This is a genomic window from uncultured Sphaerotilus sp. (assembly GCF_963924895.1).
In the GTDB taxonomy this organism is placed as follows: Bacteria; Pseudomonadota; Gammaproteobacteria; order Burkholderiales; family Burkholderiaceae_C; genus Sphaerotilus.
The window spans coordinates 47,636-61,784 of sequence record NZ_CAWURG010000031.1; the positions used below are offsets into that span (position 1 = coordinate 47,636).

The window sequence follows — 14,149 nt, forward strand, 5'->3', positions numbered from 1 at the left end:
ACCGATGCCCTCGCCCTCGCCTTCTTCTCCATCGCAGACCCACCACCTCGACATCAGCGGCCTGCGCGTCGAGATCGCCCGCCAGCGGATCAAGCACCTGCACCTCGGTGTCTACCCGCCGGACGGGCGCGTGCGCGTGGCGGCGCCGCTGGCGGTGGACGACGAGGCGGTGCGGCTCGCGGTCGTGCAGCGGCTGGGCTGGATCCGCCGGCAACAGGCGCGGTTTGCGGCGCAACCACGCGAATCACGGCGCGAGATGGTCAGCGGCGAGAGCCACCAGGTGTTCGGCCAGCGGCGTCGGCTGCGCGTGGTCGAGGTGGACGCGCCGCCCAAGGTCGAGCGCGTCGGGCTGACGACGCTGCGGCTGCAGGTGCGCCCCGGCATGGACCGGGACCGGCGTGCGCGGGTGCTGCAGGAGTGGAGCCGCGCCGAGATGAAGCGGCTGGTGCCCGAGCTGCTGGCGCGCTGGGCGCCGGTGCTGGGCGTCACGGTCGGCGCCTGGGGCGTGAAGCGGATGAAAACAAAATGGGGCAGTTGCACGCCCGCGACCGGCCGCATCTGGCTGAACCTCGACCTGGCGCGGCACCGGCCAGCGTGCATCGAGTACGTCGTCGTGCATGAACTCGCGCACCTCGTCGAGCGGCGGCACGACGAGCGCTTCAGGGCGCTGCTGGACCGGGTGCTGCCGGCGTGGGCGTCGCTGCGGGCGGAGCTGAACCAGGGGACGCTGGCGGACGAGGTGTGGCGGGAGTGACGCCTGCCGAGCGGCCAAGTGATGTAATCACCGTCATCGCACCAACAAGGCATCGGCAGATCGTGGCGTATACAGCGGACATGGGCAGTGCAGCCAACCGTCACTTCGTGGATGGCTGCAAGCTGCAAGACGAATCTCGTCTGGACAATGCGGCCTATCACTTCGGTCTGGCCGCCGAATGTGCGGTCAAGCACCAACTGCAGCGCCACCACAGCGTGCTGACCGATCACCCCGCTTACTGGAAACATTGGCCGGACCTCAGACCGCTGGTTCTGGATGCCTTGAGTGGCCGCAGTGCCGCACCGCTGCGCGGGCTGATGCAACGAGACAACTACCTCCAGCACTGGAGCATTGAAATGCGCTACGCCACGACGGGAACAGTGAGCCCGGCACAGACCGCCCGGTGGAGAACGCACGCCGATGAAGCCATGGGGTTGATGCTGTGACCCAGGACACGCCCCGCTTCGACGACAGTCTGCCCAGACTCGCCCAGGCGCTGGTCGGCGTACTCGGCACTGACGCCGTGCAAACCGGTCAGTTTCTTCGCAATGCCAATGGGCAACTGGCCTTCATCAGTGCCGTGTCCATGCAGGAAGCACAGACAGCCGCCGCGCAAACGGCTGCCGAAACCGCCATCGGCCGCTATGCACGCACCCATTCGGCGATTCTGCTTCCCACACAACCCGGCTTGACCAGTCTGCGCCAACAGGCCCGTGGTTACAGCGAACAGATCGCGCTGGAGGGTGGCGCCACGCTGCGGGTCAGCGTTCTGGAGCAACGCATCGTTGGTCAGGATTGGCTCCATGCCCCAGTCGGTCGGATCACGACAGCACACCCGTCGCGTCATGTGTTTTTCAGCATCAAGGGCGGTGTTGGTCGCAGCACGGCGCTGGCCGTCAGCGCGACTGAACTAGCGAGGCAGGGCCGCAAGGTGCTGGTGATCGATCTGGATCTGGAAGCGCCTGGACTGGGCCACATGCTGTTGGTACCCGAGGAATTGCCGCGCTACGGTCTGCTGGATGCGCATGTAGAAAGCCATGTCGGAACACTGGACGACGAGTTTCTGCTCGACATGATGTCGGCCAGCCCCTTCGGCAAAGGACAGGGGCTGATCGATGTGGTACCAGCCGTAGGCACACTGGCGCAGCGGCATCCCGCCAATGTGTTGGCGAAAATCGCCAGGGCTTACCTGGAGAGCTTCGACGAGGAAGGCCGAACCCTCAGCTTTCTCGACCGAACACGCCAGCTCACGGATCGCCTGACCAGCCTCAAGCGTTACGACGTCGTGCTGATCGATGCGCGGGCAGGACTCAATGAATCCACGGCTGCAGCGTTGCTCGGGCTGGAGGCGCAGGTGCTCTTGTTCGGCGAGAACACGCCCCAGACCTTTGCCGGTTATCGGTACCTGCTAGCGCACCTGGCCCGTTTCGACCGACCCGCTGACGATGACTGGCTCGATCGATTCCACATGGTGCATGCCAAGGCATCGGCGAACGCCGAGGAGCAGCAAGTGTTCCGGGACCGCGCGCACGCGATTTTTCAGGAGTGGATTTACAAGGATCTTCCTCTGGATGACAGCCAAGCTGACACCGTGACCTTGCCGGAATATTCGGTGGACGATCCCGAGGCACCGCACCATGCGTGGCCGGTATTGCGAGATTCCAACTACGTGGAATTCAATCCGCTGGCAAAACCATCTGAACTGATGCCTGACCTGTATGCGCGGACGTATGGCGCACTACTGCAACAATTCCGACCATGATTCAGACAATGATCGATCCTGTTGCCACGCTGCGCACGACCTTGGGCCATCTGGAGCCCGCCCCCAGCAGTTCTGCAACGGTGCCACCGACACTGAGCCAGATCTATGCGCCAGAAGGCCACGAAGCGGCGCTTGATCCTGAACGGCCTGTCGTGGTGGGTGGAAGAGGCACCGGCAAGAGTTTCTGGTCGGCCACCTTGCTGGACACGACGACCCGACATTTTGTGGCCGGTAGCTATCCACGTCTGCAACTGGAACGGTGTGATGTCTCGCTTGGTTTCGCCGGTGGGGACAGCGACCACCATGGCGCCCCCAGTCGGGAGGAACTGGACGATCTGATCAACACCGATGGCCACCCACCAGAAAAGGTGTGGCGTGCAGTCGTGCTGCGCAGCGTGGCAGCCCATGTCGATCTGCAGGTACCCACCAAGCTGCGAGGACCCGATGGGCTTGTCACCTGGGTCAGCGCCGATGCAGCCAGAACGCAAAGTTTGCTCCGCCAAGCGGACGAGACGCTGCGCCAGGCGAACAGGCGTGTCGTCGTGCTGTTCGATGCGCTAGATCACTTGGGGCAGGACTGGCGCCAGATCCGTGAACGCACACGGGCACTGCTTCAGGTCACGCTGGCCATGCGGACCTACCGATCCATCAAACCCAAGATATTTTTGCGGGTCGATCAGGCGGACGACACAGGCATCGGTGCATTTCCTGATGCATCGAAACTCCTGAGCCCAGGGTCTCGCGTCGATCTGACTTGGGAGGAACGAGATCTGTATGGCTTGCTCTACACGCTATTGGCAAACGATGTCCAAGCGGCCCCCCTATTTTCCGACATGGTGCGAGAGGCTTGTTCCATCGTTCTCCCGCAGGACCATCAGCCGACTCTGCCCTCTTCCTTGAAAGATGACACTGGCATACAAGCCAAGGTATTTTCGGAAATGGCCGGAGAATTCATGGGGGCGAACAAGGAAAAAGGGCGTACCTACACTTGGCTACCCAAACACCTCGCCGATGCACATGGACGTGTCAGCCCCCGCACATTCCTCGAAGCTGTCCGCCAAGCCGCTCGACACCGAGACGCTTCTCAATCCAGACGCGCACTCAATCCCAGCGGACTGCGTGCCGGTATACAGGGCGCATCCGAGCTGCGTCTTCAGCAACTGAAAGAAGATTACGGCTGGATCGAAGAAGTTATCTCCCCGCTGGCTGACCAGCAGGTACCTTGCGGAGAAGGCGAGTTATTCACCCGATGGAATGAGGCCCGAACGCTTGGCGCCATCTCGCATTCGAATGGCCGGTTTCTGGAGCCGATTGAGCTGAGTGAGACAGACAATCCGCAGCCGGCCGCGATTCTCAAGGCGCTGCTACGCATCGGGGTGGCGGAACGCCGGGCGAACGGTCGAATCAACATCCCGGACATCTACCGCGTCGCGGCCAAGATGCTGCGCAAGGGTGGTGTGACTCCAAAGCGTTGAGGTGCTGGCCTCAGATCGACATCAAGCGCCGAACCCCCTCCACCTCCATGTCCTTCCCACGCCCCCGCTGAATGATCTCCCCCCGCTCCATCACGAGGTACTGATCCGCCAGCTCCGCGGCGAAGTCATAGAACTGCTCCACCAGCACGATCGCCATGTTCCCGCGGTCGGCGAGCATGCGGATCACGCGGCCGATGTCCTTGATGATGCTGGGCTGGATGCCTTCGGTCGGCTCGTCCAGGACCAGCAGCTTCGGCCCCGCCGCCAGCGCGCGGGCAATGGCCAACTGCTGCTGCTGCCCGCCCGACAGGTCGCCCCCGCGGCGGTGGATCATCTGCTTGAGCACCGGAAACAGCTCGAACAGCTCGGCCGGGATCGGCTCGCTGGCTTTCTTGTACGCCAGCCCCATCAGCAGGTTGTCCTCGACCGTGAGCCGGCCGAAGATCTCGCGGCCCTGCGGCACGTAACCGAGGCCCTTGCGCACACGGTCGTAGGGCGTGTCCTTCGAGATGTCCGCGCCGTCGAGCGCGATGGTGCCGGTCTTGATCGGCACGACGCCCATCAGGCTCTTCAGCAGCGTCGTCTTGCCCACGCCGTTGCGGCCGAGGATGACGGTCACCTCGCCGAGTTTCGCCTCGAAATCCAGCCCGCGCAGGATGTGCGAGCCGCCGTAATACTGGTTCAGACCTTGGACCTTGAGCATGGTGTCGACCCTTCTTCCCTTCTTCTCTTCAGCGGCCGAGGTAGACCTCGACCACCTTCTCGTTGGCCTGCACCTCAGACAGCTTCCCCTCCGCCAGCACACTGCCTTCATGCAGCACGGTGACGGTCTTGCGCCCTTCGGTGAGCTGGTCGACGAACTTCATGTCGTGCTCGACCACCACCAGCGAGTGCTGGCCTTCGAGCGACAGGAACAGCTCCGCGGTGCGCTCGGTTTCCTCGTCGGTCATGCCAGCGACCGGCTCGTCGAGTAGCAGCAGCTTCGGGTCTTGCATCAGCAGCATGCCGATCTCCAGCCACTGCTTCTGCCCGTGCGAGAGGAGACCGGCGGTGCGCTGCGCGTCGTCCTTCAGGTGGATGAGCGCCAGGATCTCGCCAATGCGGTCGAGCTGGGTGCCGGTGAGGCGGTGGAAGAGGCTCGCGCGGGCGCGGCGGTCGGCCTTCAGCGCCAGCTCCAGGTTCTCGAACACGCTGAGCTGCTCGTAGACGGTGGGCTTCTGGAACTTGCGGCCGATGCCGATCTGCGCGATCTCGTTCTCGCGCAGGCGCAGCAGGTCGATGGTCGAGCCGAACGAGGCCTTGCCCGCGTCCGGCCGGGTCTTGCCAGTGATGACGTCCATCATGGTCGTCTTGCCGGCGCCGTTCGGGCCGATGATGCAGCGCAGCTCGCCGACGTTGATCGTCAGGCTCAGCGCGTTCAGCGCCTTGAATCCGTCGAAGCTCACGGTGATGTCGTCGAGGTAGAGCGCGACGCCGTGGGTGAAGTCCGGCTCGCCGCCCTTGAGCAGCCGCCCGAACGCCGCGGCGCGGTCGCCGGACTCGCCCTGCGTCTGCGCCACCCGCGCTTCGTGGCGCGCGCGCAGCTCGGACATCGATTCCATCAGGTCGGGCGTCATGCGCGCTTCTCCTTCTTGTCACCCTTGGCCGCAGCGGACGAGAACTTGTCGAACAGGCCGACGATGCCGCGCGGCAGGAACAGCGTCACCGCGATGAACAGCGCGCCGAGGAAGTACAGCCAGAACTCGGGGAAGACCTGCGTGAACCAGCTCTTGGCGCCGTTGACGAAGAACGCGCCGAGGATCGGGCCGATCAAGGTGCCGCGCCCGCCGACCGCCGTCCAGATCGCGATCTCGATCGAGGCCGCCGCGCTCATTTCACCCGGGTTGATGATGCCGACCTGCGGCACGTAGAGCGCGCCCGCCACGCCGCACATCACCGCGCTGAAGGTCCAGATGCTCAGCTTGTAGGCGATCGGGTCGTAGCCGGTGAACATCACGCGGGTCTCGGCGTCGCGGATGGCCTGCAGCACGCGGCCGTACTTGCTGCCGACGATCCAGCGCGCCAGCAGGTAGAAACCGATCAGCGTCAGGCCCGTCAGCACGAACAGCGTCATGCGGGTCGACGGCTGCGCGAGCGGGATGTTCAGGATGCGCTTGAAGTCGGTGAAGCCGTTGTTGCCGCCGAAGCCGGTCTCGTTGCGGAAGAACAGCAGCATCGCGGCGAAGGTCATCGCCTGCGTGATGATCGAGAAGTACACGCCCTTGATGCGGCTGCGGAAGGCGAAGAAGCCGAACACCAGCGCCAGCAGCCCCGGCACCAGCACGACCAGCGCCATCTGGAACAGGAAGCTGTCCGAGAAGGTCCAGGCCCAGGGCAATTCCTTCCAGTCGAGGAAGACCATGAAGTCCGGCAGGTCGCTCTTGTAGTTGCCGTCGCGGCCGATCTGGCGCATCAGGTACATGCCCATCGCGTAACCACCGAGCGCGAAGAACAGGCCGTGGCCGAGGCTCAGGATGCCGGTGTAGCCCCAGATCAAGTCCATCGCCAGCGCGCAGATGGCGTAGCACATGATCTTGCCGATCAAGGAAACGGCGTAGTCACTGAGGTGGAAGGCGCTGTCGGCAGGGACCAGCAGGTTCAGGATCGGCACCAGCACGACCACGGTGACCGTCGCGGCCATCACGGCGGCCCAGCCCTTGGCGCCCAGGAGGGAATTGGTCATCACGGCGCTCATGCCTCTGCACTCCGGCCCTTCATGGCGAACAGACCCTGCGGACGTTTCTGGATGAAGACCACGATGCACACCAGCACCATGATCTTGGCCAGCACCGCGCCGGCAAAGCCTTCGAGGAACTTGTTGAGGATGCCCAGCCCGAGCGCGGCGTAGACCGTGCCCGCGAGCTGGCCGACGCCACCGGTGACCACGACCATGAAGGCGTCCACGATGTAGCTCTGCCCCAGGTCAGGCCCGACGTTGCCGACTTGGCTCAGCGCGCAGCCGGCCAGACCCGCGATGCCGGCGCCGAGCGAGAAGGCGTAGGTGTCGATGCGGGCAGTGTTGATGCCGACGCAGGCGGCCATGCGGCGGTTCTGCGTCACGCCGCGCACGAAGAGACCCAGCCGCGTGCGGTTGATCATCAGCGTCACGCCGGCCAGCACGAAGAAAGCGAAGGCGATGATGGCGAGCCGGTTGTACGGCAGGATCAGGTTGGACATCACCTGCACGCCGCCGGAGAGCCAGGACGGGTTCTCGACCGCGACGTTCTGCGCGCCGAACAGCGTGCGCACGCCCTGCATCAGCACCAGCGAGATGCCCCAGGTGGCGAGCAGGGTTTCGAGCGGCCGGCCGTAGAGCCAGCGGATCACCGTGCGCTCCAGCACTGCGCCGACCAGCGCCGCCACCGCGAACGACGCAGGGATCGCCAGCACGATGTACCAGTCGAACAGGCTGGCGGGCAGGTACTGGCGGAAGGCGTTCTGGACCAGCCAGGTCGCGTAGGCGCCGATCATCATCAGCTCGCCGTGGGCCATGTTGATCACGCCCATCAGGCCGTAGGTGATCGCCAAGCCGAGGGCGACCAGCAGCAGGATCGAGCCGAGGCTGGCGCCGGTGAACACGACGCCCAGCCGCTCGCCCCAGGCCAGCTTGCCTTCGACGGCGGTCTGCGCGGTCATCAACGCGCCGCGCACAGCGTTGTCGGTTTCGGCGCCGGGGGTCAGGCGTTCCTGGATGAGGCTCTTCACCGCCGGCTCGCTGCTGCCGGCCAGCGACTGCGCGGCGGCCAGGCGCTTGGCCGGGTCGGCCGAGGTGATCAGGATGGTGGCGCGCATCAGCTCCAGCCGCGCCTTCAGCGTCGCGTCGGTCTCGGCGGCGTAGGCTTTCTCGATCAGCGGCAGTTGCGCCTCTTCGAGCGACTGCTTGCGCAGCTCGTCCAGCGCCTCGGTGCGCACCTGCACGTCGGGCGACACCAGTTTCAGTGCGCCGAGCGCGGCTTCGAGGGCGCCACGCATCCGGTTGTTGTTGATGACGTCTTCGGCGGTGTCGGGCGCGGTGGCGTCACCCCGCACGACAAAGACCTTGCCGTCGGCGACCTTGACTTCGCCGTCCAGCAAGGCCCGCACGAAGTCGGCCAGCGCGGGGTCGGCCTCGGCCGCCGCCTGGTTCAAGGCAGCGATGCGCGCATCGGTCTCGCCTGTGGAGAGGGAAAGCGCCTGTTGCGGCGTGAGCGCGTGCACCGCGCCCACGCACCACAGCAGGCCACTGAACAACAGGGGCAGGAACCGGGTGCACATCGCCAACAGCCTTACTTCTTCTCAGGCACGTTCTTCTTGCCCTTGTTCTCGGCGATGTAGTCGCTCCACGGATCGGCCACGACCGGACCCGGCGTCTTCCACACCACGTTGAACTGGCCGTCCGCCTTGATCTCGCCGATGAAGACCGGCTTGTGCAGGTGGTGGTTTTCCTTGTCCATCGTGGACATGAAGCCGCCCGGGGCCTTGAAGGTCTGGCCGGCCATCGCCGCGATCACCTTGTCGGTGTCGGTCGACTTGGCCTTCTCGACCGCCTGCGCCCACATGTGGATGCCGAGGTAGGTGGCTTCCATCGGGTCGTTGGTCAGCGGCTTGTCCTTGTGGCCGGCGATGCCCTTGGCCTTGGCATAGTCGCTCCACTGCTTGATGAACGCCGTGTTGGTCGGGTTCTTGATCGACATGAAGTAGTTCCATGCGGCCAGGTGCCCCACCAGCGGCTTGGTGTCCACGCCGCGCAGCTCTTCCTCACCCACCGAGAAGGCCACCACCGGCACGTCGGTCGCCTTCAGGCCCTGGTTGCCCAGTTCCTTGTAGAAGGGCACGTTCGAGTCGCCGTTGATGGTCGAGATGACGGCGGTCTTCTTGCCTTCGCTGGAGAACTTCTTGATCTTGGCGATGATCGACTGGTAGTCGCTGTGACCGAACGGGGTGTACTCCTCGATGATGTCCGACTCGGCGACGCCCTTGGACTTCAGGAAGGCGCGCAGGATCTTGTTGGTCGTGCGCGGATAGACGTAGTCGGTGCCCAGCAGCACGAAGCGCTTGGCCGAGCCGCCGTCCTTGCTCATCAGGTACTCGACCGCGGGGATGGCCTGCTGGTTCGGCGCCGCGCCCGTGTAGAACACGTTCTTCGACAGCTCTTCCCCTTCGTACTGCACCGGGTAGAACAGCAGCGAGTTCTTCTCTTCGAACACCGGCAGCACCGACTTGCGCGACACCGAGGTCCAGCAGCCGAAGGTGACGACCGCCTTGTCCTGGTCGATCAGCTGCTTGGCCTTTTCGGCGAACAGCGGCCAGTTGGAGGCCGGGTCGACCACCACAGGTTCGAGCTTCTTGCCGAGCACGCCGCCCTTGGCATTGATCTCTTCGATGGTCATCAGGGCCACGTCCTTGAGGACGGTTTCCGAGATGGCCATCGTGCCCGACAGCGAGTGCAGGATGCCGACCTTGATGGTGTCGGCTGCGTTGGCCAGCAGCGGCAGCGTGGTCACGGCGACGCCGAGGGCGACGGCGCTGAGCTTCTGGGCAAACGAGCGGCGGGTGGCAGAAACGAGTTTCATGACAGGTTGACTCCGGAAGGGGCTGGTGAGCGGGTGGATCGGATGCCCGCAGTGTCCCGGCCGGGGTCGGATCAGGAAATACGCCGGATGGCGTAGAGATGGTCCCGCGGCAGGCCGAGGCGGCGGCAGGCCTGCACGGCGGGATGGGCGTCGAGGATGACGCGGTCTGCCGCGGCACCCGCCAGGCAGACCAGCTGGCGCTGCCACGCCGAGAGCCGCCACCGCGGTCCGTCCAGCCCGAGGTGGGCGCGCAAGTCCGCCGGGATGGTCTGCACCGCCGCCCGGATCAGCAGCGCCTGCAGCCACCGCAGCGGCCCGGGCAGCAAGGGCACCCGCTGCATCAACGTGAGGAATTCGACCAGACTGTCCGAGCGCTCCAGCCGCGGCTGCATCCGTGCCAGCAGCGCGCGCATCTCGGTCTCGGACCGCGGGGCGGAGGTGGCGCCATACAGGCGCGCGGCCTCGCATCCCTCCGCGTAGAAGCGGTCCCGCTGGGGCAGGTCCAGCGGCCGGACAAAGGCGTGATAGGCCGAAAGAAAACCGAAGCTCGCTGTCCCGTGCACCCAGTCGAGCAGTTCGGGATCGGTGGCGCGGTAGGCCCGGCCGTCGGGGGTCACGCCCTGTACCTGGGCGTGCCGCTGGCCGACCGCCGCGATCAGGGCCTCGGCCCGGCTGCGCGCGCCGTACACCGTCACCATCGCCGCGTGGCCGGTGCGCTGCAGCCGGTCCAGCGGCCGCTGCCGAAAGGTCGAATGGGACCAGACACCGCTGCGCACCCGCGGTTCGGCCAATTCCAGCACCACCGCCGCCACCCCGCCGATCAGGAGCGCCAGCGGGTTCTTGAACACCGCCCAGGACACCGCGTCAGGGGCCGTGAGCGCGGACTCGCCCGCCGGCTGCAGAAACACATCGCCGGACACGCCCTCGGGCCGCAGCAGGTGCAGCAGCCAGCGGTCCAGTCCATTCCGAACAGGCCGGAGTTGCATCGATTTGATCCAATCCAAATAAAAAAGGAACTAAATCACGAATTCATGATTTGAGCGTACCCTGTAACGCAAAAATCTCCCAGGGCAGGCCCATGTCGATTTCGTTCCTTGTGCAGTCGCGGCACCGCGCTGTCGCCCTGGTCTTCGTGGCCGGTTTGGGTTGGCCTGCCGCGCAGGCCCAGCCATCGGTCCCGTGGACACCCGGCGTGGCGGCACGCCACGCGATCGAGTTGCTGGTGGACGAAGCCGGTCTCGACCTGACCACCACCCAGTGGCCGCTGCCCCTGGCGGCCGTCGTGCAGGCACTGGACGCCCTGCCCGCCACCCTGCCTCCGCCGCTGGACGCGGCGCGCGAACAGGTGCGGCGCGAGCTGCAGGCGCAGCAGCACAGCCAGCTCTCGCTGACGGTCCGGCCCGCGACCGACGCGCTGTCCGGATTCGGGGACGACGCCACGCCCGGCAGCAGCCTGGCGGTGCGCAGTGCCGTCGCGCAGGGACCGCGCCTGGCGCTGCAGCTCGGCGGCCGCATCACCAGCCACGCGAACGCCGACCGTCCGGGCGCCGCCTTCCGTCTGGATGAGACGGCGCTGGTCACCGAGGCACTCGGCGTCGAGTTGCAGGCCTGGACGCACCGCGCCTGGTGGAGCCCGGGCTGGCAGAACGCGCTGGCGCTGAGCCAGAACGCCCCGGCCTTCAGCGGCATCGGGCTGCAACGCGCCTCGGCGTCCACCTCCGACTCCCGCTGGCTCGCCTGGATGGGGCCCTGGAATCTCGCGGCCTTCATCGCGCAGACCGAAGACGTGCAGCAGCCGGCCAACCCGTTTCTCGTCGGCGCCCGGCTCACGCTGCGCCCCTTCCGGCACGCCGAGATCGGTCTGACGCGCACAGCGCAATGGGGCGGCCGAGGCCGACATCCGTCGGTCGGCAGCCTGCTGCGTCTGGTCACCGGCGCAGGCTCCAACGCCGACACCGAGGGTCAGCAGGCGGCAGACCCGGGCAACCAGATGTCGGGGTTCGATCTGCGCGTGCGCTGCCCGACCGGTCTCGCCTGCGCCGTGTACGGACAACTGATCGGCGAGGACGAGGCCGGCCACCTGCCATCCAGGTACCTCGGCACCTACGGCATCGAGACCTGGACCGCCGACGGCAGCGACCGCTTCTTTGCGGAATATGCCGAAACCGGCTGCGGCAGTCCGGTCGGCAAGGCGCCGATGCGGGGCTGTGCCTACCGCAACTACGCCTACCCGGAAGGTTATGTCAGTGCCGGCCGCTGGATCGGCGCCAGCGCCGGGCCGGATTCACGCCTGTTCACGCTCGGCTGGATCGATGGTGCGGGCCGCGGCAGCGTGCGGCTGCACCTGGGCTCCATCGGTTCACGCATTGGCACCTACAGCCCGCTCGACCGCGATCCGCAGCACTCGGGGCGCCTGCTGGGCCTGACGCTGCAGCACCGCCTGGCCTGGGGCGCAGCCACCGTGACACCCGAACTCGACTGGTCCCGGCTCGACACACCCTCGGGTGTGCGCAACCAGACTCGCCTCGGCATGCATCTGCGCATGGACCTGGACCAGCCGGCAGACGCGGCCGGCCGCGGGCTGGCCGACGCACTGTCCGGCAGCCAGCCCGCGTGGAACCGGGCCCTCGTCGGCGCGGGGCTGGTCGTCGGCGCGGCCATGCTCGACCGCCCGCTCGACGACTACGCCCAGCACCATGGCAGCACACCGTCGGCCAAGGCCTTGCGCCGCGTCGGGGACCTGCTCCCGGTCGCAGGGCTCGGGCTGGCCGGACTCTCGTGGCTCCTGCGGGACGACCCCGCACAGCGGACCGTCGACCAGGCCGCCCTCCTCGCCAGCGCCACCGCCGCGGTCACCGCCACCGCGGTCAAATTCGTGGTGAACCGTTCGCGGCCCAGCGCCGGACAGGGTGCGGCCGACTTCAGCGGCACCCAGCGGGCCAGCAGCGCCTTTCCGTCGGTCCACAGCGCACTGGCCTGGGCGGTGCTCACGCCCTACGCCCAGCGCTACGACGCCCCGTGGCTCTACGGCCTGGCCGCGCTGACCAATGCCGCCCGCGTGTCGGGCCGCCAGCACTGGTTCTCGGACACGGTCGGCGGCGCGCTGCTCGGCTACGCGGCCGGGGATCACTTCGCCCGCCGCAGCGCCGACACCGACCACGCGCCCGGCGCCCGCCTCTGGCTGACGCCGCAGTCGGTCGTGTTCCAGATGCCCTTGTGAGGACCGGGGAATCTCGCCCCGGGATGGGTTGTGCAACAAAGCCCTATATGGCGTAGAGGCAGGCACGCTCAACCGCCACCAGATCCACCCCCGCCGCCGCCGCCGCCATCACCACCCCCGTCCCCGCCGCCCGAACCGCCGCTGCAACCACCCCCACCGCCGCAGCCCCCGCCTTCCTGGCGTCCCGGCACGATGGCCGACTGGAGCGGACCCAAGTCGGCCGCGCTGGCCCCACCGATCACGCCCGCAGCCACCACCGTGGCCAGCAGCGGACTGCCCAGAGACACCGACGTTCCAGCTGGAACCAGGCGGATGAACTCGTCCACCAGTTGCCGTGCCCGATCGGTAGGCTGCACCTCCGTGTCGGCATAGGCTTGTTGCAGTGTCCACCCCCACCACAGCACGATCAACACGGCATGGAACCACACTCCGTTCACGCTCAGCAGCGCCGCCACCGCCAGCGCGGCCAGACGCAGCGGACTGCGCCAAGCGGTGGTGCGCCGCTTGGCCACCCGCTGTGCATGGTCCGGCGGCGTCGGCCGCAGACCCGCATCAATCGCCTCCTGGACCAGCTCCGGGTAGGCCAGCGACAGGGGCAGCTTCGGCGGCTGGCCGCTGTCAGTGGTCTGCCGGAGCGCGCGCCAGACCTGCCATTCTTCCGACGTCAGGGCCTCGTGCTCCTCCGGCATCCGCTTGGACAACACCGGCTGACCCCCCGCGAAACCCAGCAATCCGCGCTGGTGCAAGCCGGCCAGCGCCGTGGCTGTGACCCGTGGCTCCCCGCCGCGCAGCAAGGCCAGCAGACTCGGCCGGAATTCCCCCGCCATCAACTTGGCCTTGAGTGCATGGGCCTCGCTCAGGCCAGCCAGCGACCAGGCTGGATCCGCCGGGCTGTGGGTCCAGAGATCGGCGGGGGGCGCTTCTCCGAAGACCCGCTCATACGCGGCCAGCGTGTCGTGGTACTGCGTCTGGTGGTGGGCATCATGGTCGGGGCCGCCGGGATTCGGGTCGTGGTGCAGGGTGCGGCCGAGCACCTGCCCGCACAGCCGGTCCCAGTAGTCCCGCGAGTACAGCAGGTGCGTGTGCCAGACAGCATCGACCGCCCTCGAAGGCGACACCCGCCGCCCCGCCACCTGCGTCAGCAGCAGGAAGCGCCGGTACTCCTCGACCACACGCCGGGTGTATGCCGCAGACCAGCCCTGCTCCAGCGCCACACGGTCCGAGATGGTGCGGACCAGGCCGGGTGGATCGAGTTCGAAGGCTTGCAGGCGCAACCAGAGCGCCATGGCAGCAGGATCGGTGAGTCGCATCGCTGTCTCCCTGCCGTCACCGGCCTGGACATCAGGC

At 66.8% G+C, this 14,149-nt stretch carries 12 protein-coding genes; 5 read left to right on the forward strand and 7 right to left on the reverse strand.

The features are described 5' to 3' along the window. The first annotated feature begins 4 nt into the window (after nt 1–4). Genes AABN02_RS12460 through AABN02_RS12475 form a run of 4 tightly spaced genes read left to right on the forward strand, consistent with a single transcriptional unit; the run spans nt 5 to nt 3,991 of the window. The gene (locus AABN02_RS12460) at nt 5–754 is read left to right on the forward strand and encodes a SprT family zinc-dependent metalloprotease (RefSeq protein ID WP_338415252.1); all 750 of its coding nucleotides are present in this window, start codon (nt 5–7) and stop codon (nt 752–754) included. Further along, the gene (locus AABN02_RS12465) at nt 751–1,200 is read left to right on the forward strand and encodes a hypothetical protein (RefSeq protein WP_338415253.1); all 450 of its coding nucleotides are present in this window, start codon (nt 751–753) and stop codon (nt 1,198–1,200) included. The genes AABN02_RS12460 and AABN02_RS12465 overlap by 4 nt, the downstream gene beginning before the upstream one ends. Beyond that, entirely contained in the window at nt 1,197–2,516 is a 1,320-nt protein-coding gene (locus AABN02_RS12470) for a ParA family protein (RefSeq protein WP_338415254.1), read from the forward strand. The genes AABN02_RS12465 and AABN02_RS12470 overlap by 4 nt, the downstream gene beginning before the upstream one ends. Continuing rightward, complete coding sequence (locus AABN02_RS12475; protein WP_338415255.1) at nt 2,513–3,991, forward strand: hypothetical protein; 1,479 nt, start codon at nt 2,513–2,515, stop codon at nt 3,989–3,991. The genes AABN02_RS12470 and AABN02_RS12475 overlap by 4 nt, the downstream gene beginning before the upstream one ends. 10 nt (nt 3,992–4,001) lie before the next feature. On the opposite strand, the gene urtE is transcribed toward AABN02_RS12475, so the two are convergent. The 6 genes from urtE to AABN02_RS12505 all read right to left on the reverse strand — a co-directional run bounded on the left by urtE (nt 4,002) and on the right by AABN02_RS12505 (nt 10,568). Further along, nucleotides 4,002–4,694, reverse strand: a complete 693-nt coding sequence (gene urtE / locus AABN02_RS12480; protein ID WP_338415256.1) for an urea ABC transporter ATP-binding subunit UrtE — start codon at nt 4,692–4,694, stop codon at nt 4,002–4,004. Nucleotides 4,695–4,722: 28 nt separating this feature from the next. Then, nucleotides 4,723–5,607: an urea ABC transporter ATP-binding protein UrtD gene (urtD, locus tag AABN02_RS12485; RefSeq protein ID WP_179634249.1), complete on the reverse strand. Its 885-nt coding sequence runs from the start codon at nt 5,605–5,607 to the stop codon at nt 4,723–4,725. After that, the gene (urtC, locus tag AABN02_RS12490; protein ID WP_338415279.1) at nt 5,604–6,671 is read right to left on the reverse strand and encodes an urea ABC transporter permease subunit UrtC; all 1,068 of its coding nucleotides are present in this window, start codon (nt 6,669–6,671) and stop codon (nt 5,604–5,606) included. The genes urtD and urtC overlap by 4 nt, the downstream gene beginning before the upstream one ends. A 50-nt stretch (nt 6,672–6,721) precedes the next feature. Beyond that, nucleotides 6,722–8,284, reverse strand: coding sequence for an urea ABC transporter permease subunit UrtB (urtB, locus tag AABN02_RS12495; RefSeq protein ID WP_338415257.1), 1,563 nt, complete (start codon nt 8,282–8,284; stop codon nt 6,722–6,724). 11 nt (nt 8,285–8,295) lie between these two features. Then, nucleotides 8,296–9,582 (reverse strand): urea ABC transporter substrate-binding protein, encoded by a 1,287-nt coding sequence (gene urtA, locus AABN02_RS12500; protein WP_338415258.1) that lies wholly within the window; start codon nt 9,580–9,582, stop codon nt 8,296–8,298. 71 nt (nt 9,583–9,653) lie between these two features. After that, the gene (locus AABN02_RS12505; RefSeq protein ID WP_338415259.1) at nt 9,654–10,568 is read right to left on the reverse strand and encodes an oxygenase MpaB family protein; all 915 of its coding nucleotides are present in this window, start codon (nt 10,566–10,568) and stop codon (nt 9,654–9,656) included. A 92-nt stretch (nt 10,569–10,660) separates the two neighbouring features. On the opposite strand from AABN02_RS12505, the gene AABN02_RS12510 reads away from it, so the two are divergent. Then, the gene (locus AABN02_RS12510; RefSeq protein WP_338415260.1) at nt 10,661–12,802 is read left to right on the forward strand and encodes a capsule assembly Wzi family protein; all 2,142 of its coding nucleotides are present in this window, start codon (nt 10,661–10,663) and stop codon (nt 12,800–12,802) included. Nucleotides 12,803–12,870: 68 nt separating this feature from the next. Here the strand turns inward: AABN02_RS12510 and AABN02_RS12515 are convergent, their stop codons facing one another. After that, on the reverse strand, nt 12,871–14,112 hold the full coding sequence (locus AABN02_RS12515) for a hypothetical protein (protein ID WP_338415261.1): 1,242 nt from the start codon (nt 14,110–14,112) through the stop codon (nt 12,871–12,873). Nucleotides 14,113–14,149 lie beyond the last annotated feature (37 nt).

What these genes read in the sequence shown, in the direction of transcription:
- AABN02_RS12475 (WP_338415255.1), top strand. Translation starts at nt 2,513, where the DNA reads ATGATTCAGACAATGATCGATCCTGTTGCCACGCTGCGCACGACCTTG.
- urtB (WP_338415257.1), bottom strand. Translation starts at nt 8,284, where the DNA reads ATGTGCACCCGGTTCCTGCCCCTGTTGTTCAGTGGCCTGCTGTGGTGC.
- AABN02_RS12460 (WP_338415252.1), top strand. Translation starts at nt 5, where the DNA reads ATGCCCTCGCCCTCGCCTTCTTCTCCATCGCAGACCCACCACCTCGAC.
- AABN02_RS12505 (WP_338415259.1), bottom strand. Translation starts at nt 10,568, where the DNA reads ATGCAACTCCGGCCTGTTCGGAATGGACTGGACCGCTGGCTGCTGCAC.
- AABN02_RS12510 (WP_338415260.1), top strand. Translation starts at nt 10,661, where the DNA reads ATGTCGATTTCGTTCCTTGTGCAGTCGCGGCACCGCGCTGTCGCCCTG.
- urtC (WP_338415279.1), bottom strand. Translation starts at nt 6,671, where the DNA reads ATGGCCGCGACGGTCACCGTGGTCGTGCTGGTGCCGATCCTGAACCTG.
- urtD (WP_179634249.1), bottom strand. Translation starts at nt 5,607, where the DNA reads ATGACGCCCGACCTGATGGAATCGATGTCCGAGCTGCGCGCGCGCCAC.
- AABN02_RS12515 (WP_338415261.1), bottom strand. Translation starts at nt 14,112, where the DNA reads ATGCGACTCACCGATCCTGCTGCCATGGCGCTCTGGTTGCGCCTGCAA.
- urtE (WP_338415256.1), bottom strand. Translation starts at nt 4,694, where the DNA reads ATGCTCAAGGTCCAAGGTCTGAACCAGTATTACGGCGGCTCGCACATC.
- urtA (WP_338415258.1), bottom strand. Translation starts at nt 9,582, where the DNA reads ATGAAACTCGTTTCTGCCACCCGCCGCTCGTTTGCCCAGAAGCTCAGC.